The sequence below is a fragment of the Citrobacter sp. Ca225 genome (genome assembly GCF_030337175.1).
In the GTDB taxonomy this organism is placed as follows: domain Bacteria; phylum Pseudomonadota; class Gammaproteobacteria; order Enterobacterales; family Enterobacteriaceae; genus Citrobacter_A; species Citrobacter_A amalonaticus.
This window is the reverse complement of sequence record NZ_JAOWCD010000015.1, coordinates 63,228-87,395: the sequence shown is the minus strand read 5'-3', so window position 1 is coordinate 87,395 and position 24,168 is coordinate 63,228. Positions and strand designations below refer to the sequence as shown.

The 24,168-nt window shown below is 55.0% G+C and carries 23 protein-coding genes; 6 read left to right on the top strand and 17 right to left on the bottom strand.

The window, feature by feature from the left end; genetic code table 11:
• Positions 1 to 34: 34 nt before the first annotated feature.
• The 7 genes from uhpT to rbsK all read right to left on the bottom strand — a co-directional run bounded on the left by uhpT (position 35) and on the right by rbsK (position 8,359).
• Complete coding sequence (gene uhpT / locus OGW13_RS00485; protein ID WP_042998701.1) at positions 35 to 1,426, bottom strand: hexose-6-phosphate:phosphate antiporter UhpT; 1,392 nt, start codon at positions 1,424 to 1,426, stop codon at positions 35 to 37.
• Between the two features lie 142 nt (positions 1,427 to 1,568).
• Positions 1,569 to 2,897 (bottom strand): MFS transporter, encoded by a 1,329-nt coding sequence (locus OGW13_RS00480; RefSeq protein WP_044326829.1) that lies wholly within the window; start codon positions 2,895 to 2,897, stop codon positions 1,569 to 1,571.
• A 9-nt stretch (positions 2,898 to 2,906) separates the two neighbouring features.
• Positions 2,907 to 4,409, bottom strand: a complete 1,503-nt coding sequence (gene uhpB, locus OGW13_RS00475; protein ID WP_044256147.1) for a signal transduction histidine-protein kinase/phosphatase UhpB — start codon at positions 4,407 to 4,409, stop codon at positions 2,907 to 2,909.
• Entirely contained in the window at positions 4,406 to 4,999 is a 594-nt protein-coding gene (uhpA, locus tag OGW13_RS00470; RefSeq protein WP_042998704.1) for a response regulator transcription factor UhpA, read from the bottom strand. The genes uhpB and uhpA overlap by 4 nt, the downstream gene beginning before the upstream one ends.
• Before the next feature lie 73 nt (positions 5,000 to 5,072).
• The gene (locus tag OGW13_RS00465; protein ID WP_054177163.1) at positions 5,073 to 6,086 is read right to left on the bottom strand and encodes an aldose 1-epimerase family protein; all 1,014 of its coding nucleotides are present in this window, start codon (positions 6,084 to 6,086) and stop codon (positions 5,073 to 5,075) included.
• A gap of 11 nt (positions 6,087 to 6,097) precedes the next feature.
• Positions 6,098 to 7,411: an L-fucose:H+ symporter permease gene (fucP, locus tag OGW13_RS00460; RefSeq protein WP_042998706.1), complete on the bottom strand. Its 1,314-nt coding sequence runs from the start codon at positions 7,409 to 7,411 to the stop codon at positions 6,098 to 6,100.
• 27 nt (positions 7,412 to 7,438) lie between these two features.
• Positions 7,439 to 8,359 carry a ribokinase gene (rbsK, locus tag OGW13_RS00455; RefSeq protein ID WP_042998707.1) on the bottom strand — a complete coding sequence of 307 codons (921 nt, stop codon included), beginning with the start codon at positions 8,357 to 8,359 and terminating at the stop codon, positions 7,439 to 7,441.
• A 326-nt stretch (positions 8,360 to 8,685) separates the two neighbouring features.
• Here rbsK and OGW13_RS00450 point away from each other — a divergent pair, with 326 nt between their 5' ends.
• The gene (locus OGW13_RS00450) at positions 8,686 to 9,471 is read left to right on the top strand and encodes a DeoR family transcriptional regulator (RefSeq protein ID WP_042998708.1); all 786 of its coding nucleotides are present in this window, start codon (positions 8,686 to 8,688) and stop codon (positions 9,469 to 9,471) included.
• Position 9,472: 1 nt separating this feature from the next.
• Here OGW13_RS00450 and ilvN read toward each other — a convergent pair whose 3' ends face one another.
• The 3 genes from ilvN to ivbL form a co-directional block, all read right to left on the bottom strand.
• Positions 9,473 to 9,763, bottom strand: coding sequence for an acetolactate synthase small subunit (gene ilvN, locus OGW13_RS00445; RefSeq protein ID WP_042998709.1), 291 nt, complete (start codon positions 9,761 to 9,763; stop codon positions 9,473 to 9,475).
• Positions 9,764 to 9,766: 3 nt separating this feature from the next.
• Entirely contained in the window at positions 9,767 to 11,461 is a 1,695-nt protein-coding gene (gene ilvB, locus OGW13_RS00440; RefSeq protein WP_042998710.1) for an acetolactate synthase large subunit, read from the bottom strand.
• Positions 11,462 to 11,568: 107 nt separating this feature from the next.
• Complete coding sequence (ivbL, locus tag OGW13_RS00435) at positions 11,569 to 11,667, bottom strand: ilvB operon leader peptide IvbL (RefSeq protein WP_042998711.1); 99 nt, start codon at positions 11,665 to 11,667, stop codon at positions 11,569 to 11,571.
• Positions 11,668 to 12,190: 523 nt separating this feature from the next.
• On the opposite strand from ivbL, the gene tisB reads away from it, so the two are divergent.
• The 3 genes from tisB to emrD all read left to right on the top strand — a co-directional run bounded on the left by tisB (position 12,191) and on the right by emrD (position 14,594).
• Entirely contained in the window at positions 12,191 to 12,280 is a 90-nt protein-coding gene (gene tisB / locus OGW13_RS00430) for a type I toxin-antitoxin system toxin TisB (protein ID WP_042323479.1), read from the top strand.
• A gap of 116 nt (positions 12,281 to 12,396) precedes the next feature.
• On the top strand, positions 12,397 to 13,230 hold the full coding sequence (locus OGW13_RS00425) for an EamA family transporter (RefSeq protein ID WP_054177161.1): 834 nt from the start codon (positions 12,397 to 12,399) through the stop codon (positions 13,228 to 13,230).
• 179 nt (positions 13,231 to 13,409) lie between these two features.
• On the top strand, positions 13,410 to 14,594 hold the full coding sequence (emrD, locus tag OGW13_RS00420) for a multidrug efflux MFS transporter EmrD (protein WP_042998713.1): 1,185 nt from the start codon (positions 13,410 to 13,412) through the stop codon (positions 14,592 to 14,594).
• Here emrD and OGW13_RS00415 read toward each other — a convergent pair.
• Together OGW13_RS00415 and dsdC are read right to left on the bottom strand one after the other, a co-directional pair.
• Positions 14,521 to 15,570: a cellulase family glycosylhydrolase gene (locus OGW13_RS00415; RefSeq protein ID WP_099433254.1), complete on the bottom strand. Its 1,050-nt coding sequence runs from the start codon at positions 15,568 to 15,570 to the stop codon at positions 14,521 to 14,523. The genes emrD and OGW13_RS00415 overlap by 74 nt on opposite strands.
• Positions 15,571 to 15,624: 54 nt before the next feature.
• Positions 15,625 to 16,581, bottom strand: coding sequence for a DNA-binding transcriptional regulator DsdC (dsdC, locus tag OGW13_RS00410; RefSeq protein WP_042998715.1), 957 nt, complete (start codon positions 16,579 to 16,581; stop codon positions 15,625 to 15,627).
• A gap of 230 nt (positions 16,582 to 16,811) precedes the next feature.
• Here dsdC and dsdX point away from each other — a divergent pair, with 230 nt between their 5' ends.
• Positions 16,812 to 18,149, top strand: a complete 1,338-nt coding sequence (dsdX, locus tag OGW13_RS00405) for a D-serine transporter DsdX (RefSeq protein WP_042998716.1) — start codon at positions 16,812 to 16,814, stop codon at positions 18,147 to 18,149.
• 17 nt (positions 18,150 to 18,166) lie between these two features.
• Complete coding sequence (dsdA, locus tag OGW13_RS00400) at positions 18,167 to 19,489, top strand: D-serine ammonia-lyase (protein WP_099433253.1); 1,323 nt, start codon at positions 18,167 to 18,169, stop codon at positions 19,487 to 19,489.
• Here dsdA and OGW13_RS00395 read toward each other — a convergent pair.
• The 5 genes from OGW13_RS00395 to ibpB form a co-directional block, all read right to left on the bottom strand.
• Entirely contained in the window at positions 19,486 to 20,607 is a 1,122-nt protein-coding gene (locus OGW13_RS00395) for an anaerobic sulfatase maturase (RefSeq protein WP_287115456.1), read from the bottom strand. The two genes, dsdA and OGW13_RS00395, sit on opposite strands and share 4 nt — an antisense overlap.
• Positions 20,604 to 20,966, bottom strand: coding sequence for a DUF202 domain-containing protein (locus tag OGW13_RS00390; protein WP_042998719.1), 363 nt, complete (start codon positions 20,964 to 20,966; stop codon positions 20,604 to 20,606). The genes OGW13_RS00395 and OGW13_RS00390 overlap by 4 nt, the downstream gene beginning before the upstream one ends.
• A complete protein-coding gene (locus tag OGW13_RS00385) occupies positions 20,956 to 21,303 on the bottom strand; it encodes a YidH family protein (protein WP_042998720.1) in 348 nt (115 codons plus the stop codon). The genes OGW13_RS00390 and OGW13_RS00385 overlap by 11 nt, the downstream gene beginning before the upstream one ends.
• A gap of 375 nt (positions 21,304 to 21,678) precedes the next feature.
• The gene (locus OGW13_RS00380) at positions 21,679 to 23,340 is read right to left on the bottom strand and encodes a putative transporter (RefSeq protein WP_042998721.1); all 1,662 of its coding nucleotides are present in this window, start codon (positions 23,338 to 23,340) and stop codon (positions 21,679 to 21,681) included.
• A gap of 265 nt (positions 23,341 to 23,605) precedes the next feature.
• Positions 23,606 to 24,034 (bottom strand): small heat shock chaperone IbpB, encoded by a 429-nt coding sequence (gene ibpB, locus OGW13_RS00375; protein ID WP_042998722.1) that lies wholly within the window; start codon positions 24,032 to 24,034, stop codon positions 23,606 to 23,608.
• Positions 24,035 to 24,168 lie beyond the last annotated feature (134 nt).

The following is a 24,168-nucleotide window of genomic DNA, read 5'->3' as shown; positions in this document are numbered from 1 at the left end:
GCGCAGGCTGGGCAAAATGTTACCAATTACACACTTAAGCGGTTCTTAACTGCTGAATTTTTCTTTCCCGGCGTATTTTGCGCTCTTCCATAACCGCAACCATCGCCATCAGGCAGATACAGCCGATAGCGGCGGCGTCCAGCGCAGCGAAGGTACCCGCCCAGCCGGTCAAACCAAACACTGGCGTACCGTCGGCAATCATCCCCAGACCTAACTTGGCAAAGCTATCGCCGATCAAGTACGCAAAGGTACCCTTGATACCGTCCGCCGCGCCAATGGCTTTTTTCGGAACAAAACCCACCGCCGCCACGCCAATCAACAGTTGCGGGCCAAACACCAGGAAGCCGAGCGCAAACAGTGACGCGAGATAGACATACTGGTTGCTGGCATGTTGGTACACGCCAAGCGTCGCGATGATCAGCGCCAGCGCCACGCAGGCCACCAGCGCACGGCGACCGTTCGCCAGATCCGAGAGCCAACCCCACAGCAGCGTACCGACCAGCGCCCCCACCTCAAACAAGGTAAAGCCCTGAATTGCCACCTCTTTGGACAGTTTCAGCTCCTGGAAAGCGTACACGGTAGACCACTGATCGATGCCGATACGCACCACGTACAGGAAGATGTTCGAGAAACAGAGCAGCCAGATCACTTTGTTTTTCAGCACGTATTCAACGAAGATCTGCCATTTGGTCATGTCATTTTCTTCGGTCTCTTTATCCTCTTCACTGATCTCTTCGCCGAACAGTTCTTCAGCTTTACCGAGACCATACGATTCCGGCGAGTCACTACCAAAGCGCAGACCGATAAAGCCAACAATCAGAGCGATAATCGACGGGAAGATAAACATCCCAATCACGTGTCCGTCGAACAGCACGTTCGCACCGAACAGCGCCACGCCTGCCGCACCTGCGCCGCCAAGGTTATGAGAGATATTCCAGAAGCCGAGGAAAGTGCCGCGCTTACGGCGAGGCGTCCATTTGGTGATAGTGGAATAGCTGCACGAGCCGCCGGTGCTCTGGAAGAAACCACTCAGGGCATAGAAGGCGATCATCAGGAACAGGCTTACGGAACCCGTTCCCATGCTGGCGCTGAAGCCGAGCATACAAATTGCAGAGAGGATCAGCATAAACGGCAGGAACTGCTTGGTGTTTTTGCCGTCCGCATAATAGGAAACCAGCGTTTTACCCACGCCGTAGGTGATGGAGAACCCCAGACCAATCATCCCCAGTTGCGTCATGCTCAACCCGTAGGTGGAAATCATATCGTTCTGGGCGATGTTAAAGTTCTTTCGGATCAAATACATAGTCAGGTAGCCGATGAAGACCACCAGATAAGACTGCATGAACGGTTTGAACCACATCTTGCGCCGCACATCGAGCGGCAGATCCAGGGTCGGTTTACGCACCTGGTTTAGAAAAGCCAGCATAGGACACTCCCGGGCTAATTTTTATACCTGCGAATGGCAGGCATTGTAAAAATCAGTCGGGAGACATGCCTGAGACAGCGTCCAGGCGAAACCGGGAAAATTTCTTAGTTTTGCCCCACTCGCGGTAAAAAAGTGAACTGCATCACGCTTCGCTGGCCTCACGTGGAGCCTGGGCGTTGAGGAATGGCAGTAACAGCAGGGCGGAGATCCCGGCAGCGATAGCGATGACCACGAAGAAACCGGTCCAGTGCCAGGTTTCCAGTACCTGCGCCAGCGGCCAGCCGGAAAGCGATGCACCGAGATAAGCAAACAGCCCAACAAACCCGGTAGCTGCCCCTGCCGCCTCTTTGTGCGAACACTCCGCCGCCGCCATACCGATCAGCATCTGCGGGCCAAAGACAAAGAATCCGGTGGTGAAGAAGCAGGCCGCCTGCATCACATAACTGGCAAACGGCATCAGCCACAGTGAACCCACCGAAAGCAAAATTCCGGCGGCAAAAATCAGGTTCATCGGCCCGCGATTGCCGTTGAACAGTTTGTCTGACCCCCAGCCCGCCACCAGCGCGCCGATAAATCCGCCCAGCTCGAACATCGTCACCGCCATGTTGGCGGACACCAGATCGACACCCAGCGTCTCGGACATATACAGATTGCCCCAGTCGTTGATGGCGGCGCGCACCACGTACACCAGCACATAACAGAGTGATAGCAGCCAGATATAAGGGTTGAGCAGCACGTATTTCGTGAGGATCTCTTTACGGGTCAGTCCCGCGCCCTCCTGTTGCTGAGCAATTTCCAGGGCATCGTGCTGCCAGTCGCCTACCGGTGGCAGCCCCACGGCCTGCGGACGGTCGCGCAGTCGCCAGCAAAGAAAAATCCCGACGACGATCGCCAGCATTCCGGCCATCATCATCCCGGCACGCCAGCCATAATGCAGTGCCGCAGCAGCCATGACGATCGGAATCAACGCACCGCCAACGTTGTGGGCGGTATTCCAGATAGCCCACCAGCCGCCGCGCTCGTTGCGCGAATACCATGCTGTCAGCAGACGTGCGCACACCGGCGCGCCCCATCCCTGGAAGAAAGCGTTCAGCGCCCACAGCAGGGCAAACGCCCAGAGCGAAGTGGAAAAACCAAACAGAATATTGACGATGCCGGTGGCAATCAGCCCTATCCCCATAAAATAGCGGGCGTTAGAACGATCGCTGACGATGCCGGAAACGAATTTCGACACGCCATAGGTGATGTAAAACAGCGTCGCCAGCAGGCCAATATCGCTGCGGGTTAACACGCCGTTGGCGAGAATGTCCGGGACGGCGGCGTTAAAACTTTTCCGCGTGAAATAGAACAGAGCGTAGCCCAGCCAGATGGTCAGCAGAATATGGCGACGCCAGTAGCGATAAAGATCGTCGATCTCGCGCTTGTCCGTTAACTGCGGCGCATTCGCCGGGGCGTTAAAAAAGGTTAGCATTGCCGCTCCTCAAACGTAACGCAGGGGTAGCGAGACGCTGACTCGCGTACCGTGCGTGCAGGAAATCGTCAGCGAACCGCCGAGCGCCGTAACGCGCTCGCGCATCCCGGTCAGGCCAAAACCCTGCTGACCGGAGCCCGGCGGCAGACCGCTGCCGTCATCCTCAATCACCAGCATCAGCCGCTCGTCCTGCTGCCAGCCCTGCAGCGTCACCGCGCTGGCGTTGGCATGTTTCACTATATTGTTCAGCCCTTCCTGACAGACGCGAAACAGCGTCACCCGCAAACCCTCGCTGAGCGCCGTCTCGTCGATCCGCCAGTCGAGATGGCTGACGATGCCGCGACTTTCCAGCTCCATTTCCCGCATCAACGAGCGGATCGCCTGTTCCAGCGTTAAATCATCCAACTGGCGCGGACGCAGGCGTCCCAGCAGGCGGCGCACGGAATCATAGACGCCCAGCGAAAGCTGTTCGATAAGCTGTCCGCTCTGCTTCACGCCGCCGTTTTCAACCGCCAGCCGCTGCACGATTCCGGCCTGAGTACGGATCGCGGTGATGGTCTGGCCGATATCATCGTGCAACTCACGCGCCACGTCGCGGCGTACGCTCTCTTCCGTTTCCAGCAGGCGCTCCGCCAGCCGGTGATTGCGCGCCAGTTCGTTTTGCAGCGACTGGTTCAGCTCGCGCAGACGCTGAATACCCGCGCCAAGCAGCAGTCCGGTCAGGCTTTGCGCCAACAGGGAGAGCAATAAATCTACGGGGTGATCGTGCCAGGTCTGGCTGGCAATCAGCGCGATAGCGTTCATCAGGGTTGCGATCAGTGCCCCCTGCCAGCCGTAATGCCAGGCCAGCGCAATAATCGGCAGCGCCAGACAGAAGGGGGTAAATCGCGAAAGCTCTGCGGGTAATCCCAACTGGAGCCACAGACTGACGCTAAACAGCAGCAGATACCAGATCAGGTGCCGACCGCGCCAGTTCACCGGTTGCGACACCAGCGCCGGACCCAACGGCAGCCAGGTCGTACTGGTCAGATAGTGCCAGAACACCAGGCAGATCGGTGCCAGCGTCAATCCGCCGGTCAGGGTCAGCAGCAGCGCATTCCAGGCTTCTTCCCCCTGTCCCAGCCAGGGTAGCGACTGCAACAGCGCTGCCGCCGTCAACGCCGCGCCCTGAAGCAGCAGCGTTCGCCAGTCACGCTGATGGCGATAACGGGAGATCAGCGCCACGGGCAGCAGCGTCAGCAGGCCGCCAATCAGCAAAAGGGGAAGATGCTCCAGCGCCACTTCCTGCGCCAGCCAGAAGGTCAGCAGCCATTCCGCGCCCAGCAATACCGGCCAATAGCCGCGTGGACATTGCAGCATCAGCCCCAGGCGCAAACCAAACGGGAACAGCAGTACCGCCAGTTCCGGACGCTCAACCAGATGCAGGCTGATGCTCCACAGACAAAACCAGGCGGCAGAGAAAATAAAAAAACAGGCGAGAACGGTGATAAACCGTGACAACAGGGTTTTCATTGCCAGCCGTCAAACATGCGCCGCGCCAGCTCAACGTCATTGCTGACGCCCAGTTTTTCCATCAGGTTTGCGCGATGGACGTGCACCGTTTTCGGCGATAGCCCCAACTCGACAGCAATCTCTTTTACCGCCATCCCCTGCGCCAGTTTTTCCGCCACCTGGCGCTCGCGCCGGGTCAGCGGATCCTGGCGGCCAGCCGCCAGTTTGACGGCGATTTCTGGCGTCAAATAACAGCCGCCGGTAGCCACGGTATGTACTGCGGCAATCAGTTCATCCGGGCTGCAGCGTTTGGAGAGAAAGCCGCGCGCCCCGGCGTTCAGCGCCTGTTCCACCAGCGCCGGGCTGTCGTGTACCGAGAGCATGATGGTCGCCATCCCTTTTGGCAACTGGCTCAACAGCTCCAGACCGGAGATATCCGGCATCGAGATATCGCAAATACACACCTGAACACCGCGTCCCGGCAATCCCGCCAGCGCCTCACGCCCCGAGCCAAACTCGGCGACCACCTGTAAATCGGCCTCCAGCCCAAGCAATTGGGCAAAGCCGGAGCGAACGATAAGGTGGTCGTCTATAAGGGCAACGGTAATCATGGCTCTGTCCTGGCGGGTAAAAAAAACGCGCTTACCTTAACGATAAGCGCGTTGCTGTTCAAGCCTTGAGCGATCAGGCGATACCCGTGGTGACCGTAAAACTCCGCGTTTGCTGCGGCGGCACGTCAAGTAATGAGCCATTTCGCTGGGCGGCGAGAAAGCCTTCCGGACGGCAGGTGGCGGGCAGGGCGAATGCTGCGACCTGCTGATCGCCGTTATACAGGATCCAGCGGGTGACATAGTTGAGTTCCGAACTGGCGAAACGGGTGACAAACGTGGTGCCATCCGGGGCGATCATGCGGAATTCGGGTCTATCCGTATACCTGTCCAGTTTGTCGGCAAAGAAGACGATTTCCGGATCGTAAAAGTCAGGTTCATTGAGCGCGGCCAGCGACGCGTCGCCTTGTAAGATCCGCTGATTAAACGCCAGCCACTGTGCGGTGGGTTTCACATGCGCCGGGACCGATTCGCGAAGCCGCAGCGCCTCATCCGGGATATTCTGGCTGAAAGTGGCTTCCGGTACGTACGCATAGTTCATGTGGCACATGTACTGTAACGGCATCGCGACGGATGCGAGGTTAGTGACGGCCATCTGAATATCAAACAGCGCGCTCGCTTTATGCATCACCACCGCAGGCTGCGCCTGATAATGATGACCGAATCCCATCACATACTCGTAGCGTCCGGTCACGCGCAGACTGTCGCCGTCCAGTTCCAGCCAGGCCTCGTCCATCGCGGCGCAGGCCATTTCACCGTGCAACGGGTGCGTATCTTCCGGCGACGGGCAGCCATTGGCCAGCAGGCCGGAATGGAAGGCAAAACAGCCATAGGTCGCCACGACTTCCGTTGCGGGTTTCGGCTGGCGGAACATGTTGCGCATGGTCAGATCGTGACCATCAAACCGGGCATCCCAGATCATCTGCCCCATCCAGGGCAGAATCACCAGATGACCACGACTGTTCTGCACCTTCAGCCCTTCCACACCGCTGGCATAACGAAAGGCAGTGACCGTGAAATCACAGTTCTCCAGCAGGACTTGAGGATGTTCACCAAAGAGCGTCCGCCACAGCGTAATACGTGTTGTCATCATCGTTCTCCTCAGGATGCAGTCGCTTCAGCCAGGCTGCGCACTTTGCTTTCACGCCAGAAGTAAACCCCTACGTAAACGAAGCACAGCATGGAGACGAGGAACGAGAGTTGTAGCGAGTGGAACATATCCGCCACATAACCCTGAATCGCCGGAACCACGGCGGCGCCAACGATGGCCATCACAATCACCGCACCCGCCATTTCAGTATGTTCGTTATCGACCGTATCCAGCGTACCGGCATAGATGGTCGCCCAGCAAGGTCCAAACAGAATGCTCACCAGTACCGCGACGTATACCGCGCTAAAGCTCGGAGCCAGCGAAACATAGGCAAGGAACAGCGCGCCGATAATGGAGTAAAGGATCAGCACCTTTTCCGGATTAAAACGGGTCATCAGGATGTTGGCGATAAACTTACCGATAAAGAAGCAGGCAAAGCTATAGACCATGAAGTTAGAAGCATCACGCTCGTTGATATCGCCCAACTCCAGCGCCAGACGGATGGTGAATGACCACACGGCAACCTGCATTCCCACGTACAGAAACTGCGCCACAATACCGCGGCGGAAACGGGCATTGCTCGCCAGATAGCGCAATGTGTCCATCGCTGACGGGCGTTTATGGTTGGCGGTTTGCGCTACTTTGCAGGTCGGGAAGCGGGTCAGCAGGAACAGTACCATCACCACCACCAGAACCATAATCATGTACTTATACGGCTCAAGGGTGTTTTCCAGCATCAACACTTTAAAGTTATGGATCTGCTCGGCATTCATCCCCGCCATCTGTTTTTCCAGACTGTCGCCTTCGGAAAAGACCAGATATTTACCCAGCAAAATGCCGGACGCCGCGCCAATCGGATAGAAAGTCTGACTGATATTCAATCGTAAGGTGGCGTAGGCTTTTGGACCGATCATCGAACTGTAGGTGTTCGCCGCGGTTTCCAGGAAGCTCAGACCAATGGCAATCGCGAAGATCGCCGCAAGGAACATGGTGTAAGTGGCCATGTGTGAGGCCGGGAAAAAGAGCGTACAGCCGACGATATACAGCGTCAGGCCGATTAATATCGCTACTTTATAACTGGTCTTTTTAATCACCAGGGATGCCGGAATCGCAATTAAAAAATAACCGCCATAAAAGGCGCTCTGAACTAATGCTGAGGCAAAGTTGCTGAGTGAAAATACGCTTTTGAATTGCGTAATCAAAATATCATTTAATGCGGCTGCGCATCCCCATAACGGGAATAAACAGGATAACAAAATAAACTGGAACAGAGGGGTCTTATTCAGATATCCATCGGGCATCTGAATGATGTTTTTATCGTTCATAGTGCTACCTTTTACAGTGCAGGAGTATTATTCGTTTAGGGTAAGAAATTCATTAAATTGTTCGATACTCGGATAAGAGGATTGTGTGCCTTTCCCGGTAACGCTAAACGCAGCGAAAAGGACGGCTTTCTTCATCGCGGCTTCGACATCTCCGCTCTGGACATAGTAATGGGCAAAGCAACCGATAAAAGCATCGCCTGCGCCACTGGTATCAACAGCATTAACGCGAAACGCCGGAACATGAACTTCCTGGTCACGCGTCATCCATAACGCACCTTTTTCGCCCATGGTGACAATAATATTGTTTAACCCTTTATCCACCAGGGATCGGGCGGCGGCACGAATATGATCATACGAGTCCACCGACATGCCGGTTAATATTTCCAGCTCGGTTTCATTCGGTACAAAGAAATCACATTTACAGGCGTACGACATATCTAATTCCCGCAATGCCGGAGCGGGATTTAATAACACTTCAATGCCATGTTTTTTGCCAAATTCAATGGCGTGATAAACCGTCTCCAGCTGAACTTCCAGTTGCAAGACAATAAGCTGACATTTTTTTAAATCTTCCGCAGCGCGATCGATATCTTCCGGAGAGAGGAATTTGTTCGCCCCTTTAATAATAAGAATGCTGTTACTGGAGTTCGCATTCACAAAAATCGGCGCCACGCCGCTACTGGTGCACGGGACTTTTTCGACATAGGTGGTGTTGATGCCCCAGGATTCGAGATTGCGAATCGTGTTATCCGCAAAGATATCGTCACCGACTTTGGTCAGCATCAGCACTTTCGAATTGAGTTTCGCCGCAGCAACAGCTTGATTCGCACCTTTACCACCGCAGCCGATTTTAAACGCTGGCGCTTCCAGGGTTTCCCCTTCTTTGGGCATCTGATTGGTGTAGGTGATGAGATCCACCATGTTAGAGCCAATAACCGCGATATCCATTTTACTACCTCTCAGAAACAATCACACAACAATGATATTAAAATAACATTATCATGTTACTTCCGTATCATTTGTGACTACGATCGCGATTGGAAGATCATTTCACTGTTTATTTATTAGGCGCATTATGCACATGCAATCACCCTTCCCCATCCATAAATAGTTACAATTAACTGAAATTAAACTAGTTATAATCAAAGAAACGCGAACGAACGCGCTTTTAATTCCTGCCTGCCGGACGTATAGTAATGCAGCAACATAATGTTCCAGTGAACACAAAAATGTTACTGATGGAACATACGCAACATGAATCGCGGAGAAGGTGAATGGAAACCAAGCAAAAAGAACGTATTCGACGTCTGATGGAACTGTTGAAGAAGACCGACCGCATCCATCTGAAAGACGCCGCGCGGATGCTGGAGGTTTCCGTGATGACCATCCGCCGCGACCTTAGTCAGGATGACGAACCGTTACCCCTGACGCTGCTCGGCGGCTATATCGTCATGGTGAATAAACCAGCCGCGTCCTCTCACGCCCCGCTGCCTGCGGTTAAAACCCATCATCGCGACGATTTGCCTGTCGCGATCCTGGCGGCCGGTCTGGTGAGCGAAAACGATCTGATCTTTTTTGATAATGGTCCGGAGATGCCGTTGGTGATCAGCATGATCCCGGACGAGATCACCTTTACCGGGATCTGCTACTCGCACCAGGTTTTTATCGCGCTCAATGAAAAACCCAACGCCACAGCAATCCTCTGCGGGGGAACCTATCGGGCGAAGAGCGATGCGTTCTACGATGCCAATAACCCGTCACCACTGGATTCACTGAATCCGCGGAAAGTCTTTATCTCCGCCAGCGGCGTACACGAGCACTTCGGCGTCAGTTGGTTTAACCCGGACGACCTTGCCACTAAGCGCAAAGCGATGGAGCGCGGACTACGTAAAATTTTACTGACGCGTTACGCCCTGTTCGATGAGGTCGCTCCCGCCAGCATCGGCCCGCTTTCCACCTTTGATGTCCTGATATGCGATCGTCCGTTACCGGCAGATTACGCCACCCACTGCCGGAACGGTTCTGTCAACGTGATTACCCCTGATTCAGACGGCGATTAATTTACTCAAAGAACACGGCAATTTTGTTGAACATCGTCGGGTCTGACTGATTACGTACCACTTTCACCACATCTTCCAGCTTATCGATTTGGCTAATCATCTGCTCCAGACGCTGATCGTCGTTGACCAGAAGCCAGATGCGGCTCTGGTCGCTACTCTGAATCGGCAGACAGAGGATGCCCTCGACGTTAAATGCACGGCGGGCAAAGAGTCCGCAGACGTGGGTCATAACGCCTGGGTGGTTGCGGACGGTGAGTTCCAGAATGACGTTCTCATGTGATTGTTTCTGCATGGCTTATTCCCCCACCATCTCTGTATTTGCCGCGCCTGGCGGTACCATTGGATACACTTTTTCTTCCGCATCAATGCGGACATGGATCAGCGCCGGTCCCGGCCGACTGATGATCTCCTGCAATGCCGCCTGCGGGTCCGCTTCGTTATTCAGATCGCAGGTATGCAAACCAAATCCGGCAGCAATCTGCATGAAGTTGATGGTTCCCGGATAGGTCGCCGCAAAAACGCCCTGCTTGTAAAACAGACTCTGCTGTTGATGCACCAGCCCCAGCGCTTCGTTATTCATCAGGATGATTTTCACATCCAGTTGGTTTTCGCTGGCGGTCGCCATCTCCTGAATGTTCATCATCAGACTGCCGTCGCCGGAGAAGCACAGTACTTTCTTATCCGGGTTCGCCAGCGCCGCGCCAATTGCCGCCGGCAGACCAAATCCCATGGTGCCCAGCCCGCCAGAGGTCAGCCACTGGCGTGGACGGTTCAGCGGATAGGCCTGCGCCGCCCACATCTGATGCTGGCCCACGTCGGTAGTGATAATCGCGTTGTCGTCCACACAGGCCGCCACGGCGTTGATCAGACCATAATGACTGAGTGGGTCGCTTTCCTGTGGAATGGTACACGGAAATTCACGTTGCAAATCGCTGACCAACTGGTGCCACTCTGCGCGCGGTTTCGCCTCAATTTGTGGAATCAGTTGCGCCAGCACGTCATCCACATCCGCCTGAATCGCGATGTGCGGCTGCTTGATTTTACCCAGCTCCGCGCGGTCGATATCGACGTGGATAATTTTGGCGTTCGGGCAGAACTGCTCGGTTTTGCCTATCGCCCGGTCATCAAAACGCGCGCCCAGCACGATCAGCAGATCCGCCTCTTGCAGGATGAAGTTGGTGCTGCGTGCGCCGTGCATCCCTAACATGCCTAACGACAACGGATGCGCTTTCGGCAGCATTCCCAGCGCCATCAACGTCATGGTGGTCGGCAACTGCGCCTTTTCCGCCAGTTCACGCACCCGCTGTGGCGCATTAATCACCCCGCCACCGAGGTACAACACCGGGCGCTGTGCAGCGTTAATCATTGCGGCTGCGTCACGAATGCTGTCTGCACTGAATTCCGGCGTCGCCATTTTCTGTGCCGGTTCTGGCATCTCGTCAATCTCGAGGACCGCCATCTGGATATCCTTAGGTATGTCTATCCACACCGGGCCAGGACGTCCGGACTGAGCAAGACGAAATGCGTCGCTCATCACCTGCGGGAGTTCATCGATATGTCTGACCAGATAGTTATGTTTTGTGATGGGGATAGAGATGCCGTAGGTGTCCACTTCCTGGAAGGCGTCGGTGCCGATCATGGAGGCCGGAACCTGCCCGGTGATACACACCATAGGGATAGAATCCAGGCGCGCATCGGCGATAGCGGTCACCAGATTGGTCGCGCCCGGCCCGCTACAGGCCATGCACACCGCCGGTTTGCCGTCGGTGCGCGCCATGCCCTGCGCAATGAACCCCGCTCCCTGCTCGTGGCGCGCCAGAATATGGCGGATTTGCGTGCTCTGACTTAAGGCATCATAGACGGGGAGAATCGATCCACCGGGAATCCCAGTGACAATCTTAATGCCCTGACGTTCCAGAAAATGAACGATGAATTCAGCGCCCGTAAAACGCGTACGCTGGGATGTTGATGTTGTGCCCGAACTTGCCATGCTCCAGTCCTTTTGTTCTGGGCCGACGCTCCGGACAGGTCTCTTAAACGAAAAACCCCGCCCGGTTTGCGCCGGCGGGGTTTTGGAATCGTGTGTTGTTCCGGACCCTACGGCGCATTGCCGACGACCACCACCACACGCACGACGACCGCTGCGCGAGATGGCGCAGTGTTTAGTAGGGTCGCAGTCAGCATGGAAGGGTTCATTAGGGACCTTGTCTGTTTAATGATTAACAGGATTTATACAAGCACAGCTTTCATAACCTGACAACGGAAAAATTTTCATCTGCGTAAAAATGCGTCGACGATCACGTTTCGCTAATAAAAACCCCTGAAAACAAAAAACCCCGCCGGAGCGAGGTTTTTTCAGCGGGATGCGGTTGGTTGCCGCAAAGCACACTGTGTTATGTCAACAGCAAAAGTATACGCGTTCTGCGAAGAACACGCAATTTCGGCACGGATTTTGACGCTTTTGAGTATGGATCAGAAGTTCGGTACTGTCCACAAATACCTGTTCATTCATACAGTATTTATCTATAATATCTCCGTACGCAGTGTGTCAGGTGGGGCCGCATCGTAAACCGGCGCAACAAAGTCCTGGCTGAAACGGGTGGTGCCGTCAGCGCCTTAACCCCCCCGGTGAGCACACTGTGTTATGTCAACAAAGGTGCTGATAACAGGCGGCGGAAAGGCACGTCAGCACCGTGCTCCTTTGCTAAAGGAGACGCGTATGAGCCTCGTGGATATCGCTATTCTTATCCTGAAACTCATTGTTGCAGCCATGCAACTGCTTGATGCTGTTCTGAAATACCTGAAGTAATTCAGATTCAAGTCGCACTAAAGGGGAGCGGGCAACCGCTCCCCTTTTACATCGCAGATGCTTATGCGGTGATGATATGTTACGTTTTTATGACATTCCCTGATGACGTCTGCGCTATGACCCTTACTGTTTTCTGCATTTTGCTGTTCGCCGCACTGCTGCACGCCAGCTGGAACGCCATTGTGAAAGCCGGGAACGACAAACTCTACGCCGCCATCAGCGTCAGCGGTTCCGCCGCCATTATGGCGCTCCTGTGCCTGCCCTTTGCGCCACCACCCTCAACCGCCAGCATCCCGTTTTTAGCGGCCTCGACCGCATTACAGGTGGTCTACACCGTACTGGTCGCCAGAACGTATACCGTTTCCGATATGAGTCAGACCTATCCGCTGATGCGCGGGACGGCGCCGCTACTGGTGGCCATCATCAGCGTACTTTTTCTTGGCGACAGCCTGTCCGCCCTGGCCTGGACGGGTATCGCGGTGATCTGCGCCGCCATCCTCGGCATGGCCTTTAACGGTCGGACTCGTTCGCAGCAAGGTATTGTGCTCGCCCTGATTAACGCCTGTTTCATCGCCGGATATACGCTGGTCGACGGCACCGGCGTCAGGCTCTCGGAAACCGCGCTGGGATACACGCTCTGGACCTTCTTTTTGAACGGTTCCTGCCTGCTGGGATGGGCGATGATGGCCCGTCGCCGTGAGGCATTGCGCTATCTGACGCAGCACTGGAAGAAGGGGATTTTTGGCGGCATTGCCACCATGGGCTCTTACGGACTGGCACTCTGGGCAATGACTCTCGCGCCGCTGGCTGTCGTCGCTGCACTGCGTGAAACCTCAATCCTGTTCGGCGCGCTGATTGCCTGGCTGCTGTTGAAGGAACGAGTGGTGGGGTTGCGCCTGGTGGCTGCTGGCGGAATTGCCGCTGGCGCCATTCTGTTACGCCTGTCCTAGAACTCAAACTCGGCAACATTTGTTGCCGCTTTTTGTTTACATATCCTGCCGTTCACTCCTTTTCCATTCCCGCTCACCATCTGGCCTTCTTTTTTTAGTGTGGTAGATTTCACTCGCATTTATGGGAATGCGTAGCACCTTATTCTTATTTTTTCTCTTTTTGAAAAGTATTCAGCGAAATGAAAAGGCAGAGAAACGTCAATTTGTTGTTGATGTTGGTATTACTTGTGGCTGTGGGTCAGATGGCACAAACCATTTATATCCCTGCCATTGCTGATATGGCACGCGAGCTTAACGTTCGCGAAGGGGCCGTGCAAAGCGTGATGGCAGCTTATCTGCTGACCTATGGCGTATCGCAACTGTTTTATGGCCCTCTGTCCGACCGCGTCGGACGCCGCCCGGTGATCCTCGTCGGGATGTCGATTTTTATGCTTGCCACGCTGGTCGCGATTACGACTCACAGCCTGACGGTGCTGATCGCCGCCAGTGCGTTGCAGGGAATGGGGACCGGCGTCGGCGGGGTAATGGCTCGAACCTTACCGCGCGATCTGTACGAAGGCACACAGCTGCGCCACGCCAACAGCATGTTGAATATGGGCATCCTGGTCAGTCCGCTGCTGGCCCCGCTGATTGGCGGGCTGCTGGATACAATGTGGAACTGGCGCGCCTGTTACGTTTTCCTGCTCGTGCTCTGTGCGGGCGTCACTTTCAGCATGGCGCGCTGGATGCCGGAAACGCGTCCTACCGGCGCGCCGCGCACGCGGCTGATTGCCAGCTATAAAACCTTGTTTGGTCACAGCGCGTTTAACTGCTATCTGCTGATGCTGATTGGCGGACTGGCAGGGATCGCGGTGTTCGAAGCGTGCTCCGGCGTGCTGATGGGCGCAGTGTTAGGGCTGAGCAGTATGGTGGTGAGCATCCTGTTTATCCTGCCGATTCCGGCGGCGTTTTTCGGCGCATGGTTTGCCGGTCGCCCGAATAAGCGCTTCTCCACGCTAATGTGGCAGTCGGTGGTGAGTTGTCTGCTGGCCGGGCTGATGATGTGGATTCCCGGTTGGTTTGGCGTGATGAATGTCTGGACGCTGCTGATCCCCGCCGCGCTGTTCTTCTTCGGTGCCGGGATGCTGTTCCCGCTGGCAACCAGCGGCGCAATGGAGCCGTTCCCGTTCCTCGCCGGTACAGCAGGTGCGCTGGTAGGCGGCCTGCAAAACATTGGCTCCGGCGTACTGGCGTGGCTTTCCGCGATGCTGCCACAAACCGGACAGGGCAGCCTCGGCCTGCTGATGACGCTTATGGGGCTGCTGATTTTACTGTGCTGGCTACCGCTGGCGGCGCGTTTTTCACACCAGGGACAGGCGATTTAATGACCGTGTGGCCGGGCGTTTCGCAGTCCGGCGCAATCATCGCCAGTAACAGCGGTTCGAGCGCGGGCCGCCATGCCCCCTCTTCCCCGTCGTAAAATTGCGTATCGGCGTTGATCGCATAGGGAATTTTCGCTTTCTTCAACTCGCAGGCCATAAACGTGGCAAAGGCCAGCTGTGAAGAGGACGGGGGATTCTTACTGGTTTCTCCCGTGGCCCAACCGCCAACCCAGCTGACATGCCCGCTTTTTTGTTGCCAGTGCACCGCGCTAGCGATGCGCGCGCGAATCGCCGCTTTCTCTGTCGCCGTCCCCGACGTCCAGGGGTATTTACCGTTATTTTTCACCGGTCCCCACGGGAAGATATGCCATTCCGCCAGGACATAGTTCTGGCTTTGCGGCGGCAGGCGTAGATTCGGCAGCTCTTCCGGCGCGGCGCGCAGACGCGGCGCGACAAAAATCATCCGTTGCGGATCAATAGCATGGATAGTGCGAATGGTCTTTTCGTACACCCGGTTCAGGGAGGCCAGATTATGATTCAGCTTACCGGCCGGTTCGTAAATCAGATCAAACCCCAGCAGCGGCGCGCGGTGAGCGAAATAGTGCGCTACTGCGACCCACCAGTTGGTCACCTCTTTTTCGTTGCTCGCACTGGGATCATTTTTATACTCGTCGGCCTGGTAGGCGATAACCGGAATGACGCCATACTGCTCGCAAGCTTCCACCAGCTTGCGCAGATGAATAAGCCGCGCCTCGGTGGGTTCTCCCGCCACCCGAATGCGTACATGGGTAATCCCTTTGGCGTGGAAGTCCCGCACCACCAGCGGGTCAAACTCCCGGATACCCTGTTCCGTGCGTGCCCAGTCGACGTCCATCCCCACACCGAGCTGCTGCGCATAATGTGTTGCCGTCAGCGGCGGTTGCGCTGCCCCCAGGGCGAAACTGACCAACACGAAGAGCGAGACGAGCGGTTTAATCACGATGACCCTCAGTAATGTTGCAAGCGCTATCTCGTATTTAGCACGCTTTTTTAGTTATCGCGTAGCAGTTTCGCTTTGGGTAAACGGCTTCGCCTGCTCACGCAGCCAGGTGATAAAGGCATCAATTTTCGGCCATTGTCTGCCGGGTAACGTCGTCATGTAGTAATGCTGATGACAGGTCAACGCCATCTCACCAAACGGGGCGACCAGCTCACCGCTTTCGAGCCGCTTCTGTACCAGCCGTTTACGCCCCATCGCCACGCCGATATGGTTCATGGCGGCAATCACCGCTAAATCAGAACGATCGAAGCCAATTCCTGACGATGTCGGCAAATTCACTGAAAAATGTTGTGCCCAACTATGCCATTCATCGGTTCCTGAATCATTGCTCCAGGCCTGACGGTCATGCAGCAGCGTGCAGTGCGGCAAATTCACCAGCGAGCCCATTAAATCAAAACGCCGGGCATAATCCGGGCTACAAACGGGAAGAATCGCTTCATCCATTAAAAAGTGATGTTCCAGTTGGGCAGATGGCGCATCGTCAAAGTAGAGTGCCAGATCGACCCCGGCGCGCTGCAGGTTTACGTTGTCGTTGCCGGTTAAGATCGTGAGCGAGATTGATGGATAGCGGCGGGTAAAGTCACCCAGCGCAGGCACCAGCCAGCACTGCGCGATAGACGGGCGAGAATAGACGGTCAACGTCCCGGAGAGTTCCTGATTTTTGATATCGAGGATCTCCTGGTTCAGCGTATCCAACGACGATTTCAGCGCCCAGAACACCCGCTTACCTTCATGGGTAAGTTCCACTTTGCGGTGCGAACGGACGAAAAGCTGGATCCCCAACTCCTCTTCCAGTTGGTTAATGCGGTGGCTGATAGCGCTGGGACTCAGCGACAGTTCGTCTGCGGCCATCGCAAACGACTGATGTCGCGCGGCCACTTCAAACGTGTACAGTTTCGATAATTGCCAGCCATTGAGGAGATGGTTTCTGACTTCGCGAAGGGGTTCCATTTATACCTCGGTGACTTCAGCTTCAGTCCGGCGAAGTGTAAAAAAAATCGCAGAAAAAATCAGCATAAAGATGAATGAGGGTGAACCATATCGCAAAATTGCGCGAATATTCGATGTAAATCACCTCTTTGATTCAATCTGATTCATGTGAGTGAGGATTTATATCGTTTGTCAGCCCACGCCGAATTTTTGTCCAATAGGGACAGGTTAATCACAGGGCAAGGTGAGATATGCACTCTCAAATCTGGGTTGTGAGCACGCTGCTAATTAGCATTGTGTTAATTGTATTGACCATCGTGAAATTCAAATTCCACCCGTTCCTGGCACTGCTGCTCGCCAGTTTCTTTGTGGGAACCATGATGGGCATGGGGCCGCTGGATATGGTCAACGCCATTGAGAGCGGGATTGGCGGTACGCTGGGCTTTCTCGCCGCCGTCATCGGTCTGGGTACGATTCTCGGCAAAATGATGGAGGTTTCCGGCGCAGCAGAACGCATCGGCTTAACGCTCCAGCGCTGTCGCTGGCTCTCTGCTGACGTCATTATGGTGCTGGTGGGGCTGATTTGCGGGATCACGCTGTTCGTTGAAGTTGGCGTGGTGCTGTTAATTCCGCTGGCGTTCTCCATCGCGAAAAAAACCAACACCTCGCTGCTGAAACTGGCAATCCCGCTGTGTACCGCGCTGATGGCCGTTCACTGCGTCGTACCACCGCACCCGGCAGCGCTGTTTGTCGCCAATAAACTGGGCGCGGATATTGGTTCAGTGATCGTCTACGGCCTGTTGGTTGGCCTGATGGCGTCGCTGATCGGCGGCCCGCTGTTCCTGAAATTTCTCGGCAATCGCCTGCCGTTCAAACCGGTTCCCGCTGAGTTTGCAGACCTCAAGGTACGCGAAGAAAGCACGCTGCCGTCGCTGGGCGCAACGCTGTTTACCGTCCTGCTACCGATTGGTTTAATGCTGGTGAAAACCGTTGCTGAACTGAACATGACCAAAGGCAGCACGCTGTACACCCTGCTGGAATTTATCGGTAACCCGATCACCGCGATGTTTATTGCCGTCTTCGTGGCGTATTACATCCTCGGTCTGCGCCAGCATATCGGCATGAGCACCCTGCTCACCCATACCGAAAACGGTTTTGGTTCTATCGCCAATATTCTGCTGATTATCGGGGCGGGCGGGGCATTCAACGCCATCCTCAAAAGCAGCGGTCTGGCAGACACGCTGGCGGTGATCCTTTCCAATATGGATATGCACCCGATTCTGCTGGCCTGGCTGGTGGCGCTGATTCTGCACGCGGCAGTCGGTTCAGCCACCGTTGCGATGATGGGCGCCACGGCGATTGTCGCGCCGATGCTGCCGCTTTATCCCAACGTCAGTCCGGAGATTATCGCCATTGCCATCGGTTCCGGTGCCATTGGCTGCACGATCGTCACCGACTCCCTCTTCTGGCTGGTTAAGCAATACTGCGGCGCCACCCTGAATGAGACGTTCAAATACTATACGACCGCGACATTCATCGCCTCGGTCATTGCACTGGCTTGCACATTCCTGCTTTCCTTTATCATCTAAGCGCAAAGAGACGTCCTATGGAAAACATACAAAAACTCATCGCCCAGTATCCTTTGGTGGAGGATCTGGTGGCTTTGCGAGAAACGACCTGGTTCAATCCCGGAACGACCTCTCTGGCGGAAGGTTTACCCTATGTAGGGCTGTCGGAACAAGACGTTAAGGGTGCCCACGCCCGTCTGGCGCGCTTTGCGCCGTATCTGGCCAAAGCCTTCCCGGAAACCGCTGCGAGCGGGGGAATTATTGAATCTGAGGTTGTTGCCATTCCGGCCATGCAGCAGCGTCTGGAAAAACAGTACGGCCAAAAAATCAGTGGCGAAATCCTGCTGAAAAAAGATAGCCATCTGCCCATTTCCGGCTCGATCAAAGCGCGCGGCGGCATTTATGAAGTGCTGACGCACGCCGAAAAACTGGCGCGGGAAGCCGGGATGCTGACCCCAGACGAGGATTACAGCGTTCTGCTTTCTCCGGAGTTCAAAGCCTTCTTTAGCCAGTACAGCATCGCGGTGGGGTCAACCGGCAACCTGGGGCTTTCTATCGGCATTATGAGCGCCCGCATTGGCTTTAACGTCACAGTGCATATGTCTGCGGATGCCCGGGCGTGGAAGAAAGCCAAACTGCGCAGCCACGGCGTCACGGTTGTTGAATATGAAGAAGATTATGGCGTGGCGGTTGAACAGGGCCGTAAAGCGGCGGAGTCCGATCCGAACTGCTTCTTTATCGACGATGAAAACTCCCGCACGTTGTTTTTAGGCTATGCCGTTGCGGGGCAGCGTCTGAAAGCGCAATTCGAACAGCAAGGCCGCGTGGTGGATGCCGATCACCCATTATTTGTTTACCTGCCGTGCGGCGTGGGCGGTGGCCCCGGCGGAGTGGCGTTTGGTCTGAAACTGGCATTTGGCGATAACGTACACTGCTTCTTTGCTGAACCGACGCATTCCCCTTGCATGCTGCTGGGTGTGTATACCGGTCTGCATGATGCGATCTCCGTGCAGGAGATCGGTATCGATAACCTGACGGCGGCAGACGGCCTGGCGGTAGGGCGGGCATCAGGCTTTGTCGGCAGAGCGATGGAACGCCTGCTCGATGGGTTATATACCCTCAGCGATCAGTCCATGTATGACATGCTGGGCTGGCTGGCACAGGAAGAGAACATCCGTCTGGAACCGTCAGCGCTGGCGGGAATGGCGGGACCTCAGCGTGTTTGTGCATCCACTGACTATCAGCAAATGCAGGGGATTAGCGCTGAGCAGCTCAATAATGCAACGCACCTGGTCTGGGCGACGGGCGGCGGCATGGTACCAGAAGCAGAAATGGCGCAATACCTGGCGAAAGGGCGCTAACGCCCGGCACGCAGCATCGCCATCAGCTCTGCCGGTGAGCGATGCTGCCTGATCAGATCACGCATCACGCGCATGTGCGGCGCGCTATGACGGATAAAGTCGCGGTATCCGGCGCACAGCATGCTTTTCCCGCTCTCATCCCGATGTTTAGGGCAATCACCATGACAAAAGCGCAGCAGCGAACAGGCCTGACATGCTGCGCTTAACGTGGTTCTTTTCAGCTCCCCAAAAGCTTTCGCCTGCGGACTGGCATTGAGCGCCTTCAGCGGCGTGTGATGAATGTTGCCCAGCCGGTACTGCGGATAAACATAATGATCGCACTGATACAAATCACCATTGGCTTCCAGCGCGAAAGCGTGACCACAGTCCTGACTTAGCGCGCACATCTGCGACGGATAGCCGCACCACACGCCCAGCGTCGAGTCAAAGAGCTGAATATACACACGGCCAATATCTTCCCGTACCCAGATATTAAATACCGATTTAAGAAACTGCCCCCATGCCTGTGATTCGACCGATTCCTCCGTCAGCCTGCCGTGCTCATCCAGCTCAACGAGCGGAATAAACTGTAAAAAAGGCGTCCCTAGCTGGCGAAGATAGTGATACATCCGCTCCGGCTGGTTGCTGTTGAGGCGATTCACCACCACCAGCAGGTTGAACTCCACGCGGTATTCGACCAGTTTTTGCAGCGCAGTCATCACTTTTTGATGGGTTGGATTGCCGCGACGACTGACGCGAAAGGCATCATGCAAATCAGCAGGACCGTCCAGTGAGAGTCCCACCAGCCAGTTATTGTCGTGCAGAAAGCGACACCATGCGTCATTGAGCAAAATACCGTTGGTCTGAAAAGCATTCTGGATCTGCTTTCCCGCGCCGAACTGCTTTTGCAACGCCACCACACGATGAAAAAAATCCAGACCGCAGAGCGTCGGTTCTCCTCCCTGCCAGGCAAACAGAACATCTGGCCCTGGCTGTGCGGCAATATGCTGCTGAATAAACGTCGATAACGTGATGTCATCCATCACCGGGTGGGCGGGTTTATCAATGTAAAAGCAGTAACGACAATCCAGGTTACAACGTGAACTGGCCGGCTTGGCCATGACCTGACATCCTGTCATGCTAAATTCCCGAGAAATACGATAAGTTGGCGAACGTGCGTTACAGCAAACAGTATTGCGAGAGATAACACCGCGAGGGAGATCATAAATTTGTCACGAACCGCGCGTGACTGGACAAAATCAATATGCGAGACATCCATCAGATTACGCTTGCGCGTATAGCGCCAGAGGATCACAACCACGATAGCCAGCACCGCGATAGAGACCCAGAACAAGAATCCCGCCTGATGCCAGTGATGTTTTATCGCCAGCGCCATCAGCGCACCGTAGCCCAGCAGCGTGCGAAACCATGCCAGCGATGTGCGCTCCGGCTGCAGTCCCGGATCGGACAGGCGACGGGCCTTACGGCTATCCGGCATACAGCACCAGCGCCATGACCACAATCGCCACAATGGTCAATATCAGACTGATGATCAGCAGGCTTCGGGTATAGGGCAAATCCTCTTTCAGCCGCATCGCCTTTTCATTGCGCAGCCAGCGCAGATAACCGTAAATCGCCAGACCGCCAGCGAACAAACAGAGCAGCAGCGCCAACAGCTCGCGGATCACCGGCGTGGCGAAGTCCGGCGCCAGTTGGTCAAGCCCAACGCCGGCGGCCAGGAAACCCAGCGCGGTGCGGATCCACGCCAGAAAGGTACGCTCGTTTGCCAGTGAGAAGCGGTAATCCGGGGCTTCTCCGAGGCGGGAAATCTTCATTTAACCCCCTACTGAATGCGTAAAAGTGCGTATGAAATAACCGCAATATTACCTGAGCACCTGGATAAATAGCATTAATAAACTCTGTAACTCAGGTCGATGCATGTAGCGTTTGCGAAACCAGTTTCATTTCTTCCATGGTGAATCGACAGAAGCATCTGGCGATGAATACGCAGTACCGCCACCGCAAAACCCTGGCGTTATCGCACGGCTAAAATGGGGATTGTGCACCTGTTGGCTGAAAATGACGTACTACGAGCATTTTCAACACCTGGGTGTGGAAAAACCGGACACCACAACGGGTTAGTAAGAAAGCGTGATGTGTTGAACGATGCTGACCGGCAACCCGATGGATGCCGGTCGATATGAGCAGATCTAACTTAATCCCCAGAAAATCACCGCCAGCAGTTGAGGCGTGATAATCCGCAGGAACATCACCAACGGATACACCGTCGCATACGACAGCGCCGCCGCGCCGCTGGTGGCATGAAGGTTGTTTGCAAACGCCAGCGCCGGTGGATCGGTCATCGAACCGGCCAGCATCCCGCACAGCGTCAGGTAGTTCATTTTGGCAAAAATACGCGCCAGTAAACCGACGGTGATAAGCGGGATAGCAGTAATAAAAATACCGTAGCCCACCCAGCTCAGACCATCGCCCTGCGTCAGCGTATCGATAAAATCACCACCTGATTTCAGCCCCACCACGGCCAGGAACAGCACAATCCCCAGCTCACGCAGCGCCAGGTTCGCACTTGGCGGCATAAACCAGTACAGCTTACCAATGCTACCGATACGCCCCAGAATCAGCGCCATAATCAGCGGTCCGCCCGCCAGCCCCAGCTTTAACGCCACCGGAAAGCCGGGAATAAAAAGCGGAATAGACCCCAGCAACACCCCCAGACCGATGCCAATAAACACCGGCAGCATCTGCACCTGCTGCAGTTTTTGCTGGGCGTTACCGACAACATTGGCAACGGCATCAATCGAGGCAGGTCGTCCCACCAGATTAAGGATGTCACCAAATTGCAGGCTGGCATCGCTGCTGGCCACCAGTTCAACGCCCGCACGGTTCAGTCGAGAAATCACCACGTCGTAACGCTCTTTAAAGTGCAAATCACGGATGCGTTTGCCGAGCACTTTTTCGTTGGTGACCACGACGCGTTCGACGCGCAAATCGGTGCCGCGGGTGGACAGTGAGGTGTCCACCTCCTGACCTATCACCAGTCGTGCGTTATGCAGATCGCCCGGCTGACCAACGAGGTGCAGCAAATCACCCAGTTGAATCACCGTTCCCGGCGACGGCACCATCAGCGTCTCTTCACGCTTCAGTCGTGAGCAGATGATTTTATCGCTGTTAAGGATCGGCACATCCTGAATCGCCATATTGTTGAGATTGGGGTTCTCAACGCGGATATTGATGGTCTGAATCAGCGAGTGACCGTTGGTGAGCGTCGATTCATGCTGTTGCGCTTCCGCTTCCACATTGACGCGAAATATCATGCGCATCAGCCACATGGTCAGCAAAATACCGCAAATCCCAAACGGATACGCCATCGCGTAGCTCATCCCCATCTGGTCCACCAGCTCCATTGGCGTACCCAGATCGCGCAGGATTTGTTGTCCCGCCCCCAGCGCCGGAGTATTGGTGACCGCACCGGAGAAAATCCCCAGCACCACCGGCAGCGGAATAGCAAACACTTTATGCAGGATAGCGGTAACCAGTCCTCCGATGATGACGATCAGAATCGCAAACAGATTGAGACGCAGGCCAGAAACCCGCAGAGAGGCGAAGAACCCTGGCCCCACCTGAATCCCAATGGTGTAGACGAACAGAATCAGGCCAAATTCCTGGATAAAGTGCAGCATATCGCCGCTCAGCGTCACCCCAGCCTGATCAACGAAGTGGCCGACGATAATGCCGCCGAACAACACGCCGCCGATGCCAAAGCCGACACCCCGCACCTTGATGTTGCCGATCCACAATCCGACAACCGCCACCAACGCCAGAACGCTGACCGTCAATGCTATATCACTCATTTTTTATTCCCTGTGAATAACATTTCAATTTACATGGATTATGACTGAACCGTTCAGGCATAGATGCAAGATGGCGCACATTCTCATGCTGCCGAAACGGTAAAGCACCCTTATGATGGGCGTTTCTTCCCCCTTTTTTCTTCATCGTAACCTGACGTTGCTGAATGCTTTCTTCTGGTAAGGGCATCATACCCTAAAACCCGGTGTTATCTTCGTGCACAAAAAAGCCCCGTCATTTCTGGCGGGGCAAAGGCAAGGAGCTAAATTAGCTATTTAATGCGGGACGTTCGCTGATGGCGATACGTTGCGGAGCAACCGCTTCCGGGACATTACGGGTCAAATCGATGTGCAACAACCCGTTGGTAAATGTCGCGCCGGACACCTCCATATTTTCAGCCAGGGTAAAGCTCAGGCTGAACGACTGGGTGACCAGCCCCTGATGCAACCATTTGGTCTCTTTTTCAGGCTGCTGCGGTGTGCCTTTTACGGTCAGGCGGGTGCCTTCCAGCTGAATATCCAGGTCTTCCTGACGGAAACCGGCCAACGCAAGCGTAATGCGATAGTGGTTATCGTCACTTTTTTCAATGTTATAGGGTGGGAAGCTCTGGCTTTCACCGGTGTTTTGTAACGCGTTGGCCAGTTTGTCAAAACCGATCCATTGACGCAGCAGCGGGGATAAATCGTAGTTACGCATAATCATTCTCCTTCTAAGAAGCGAGTTTTCACTACACCCTGCAACGCAAGCGGTTTAGGGCATAGTCGTACCTGCAAATCCGTAGATTTGCATAGGCCCCCTGTCGGCGAGCCCGGGATAACAGGCCGCGCAAC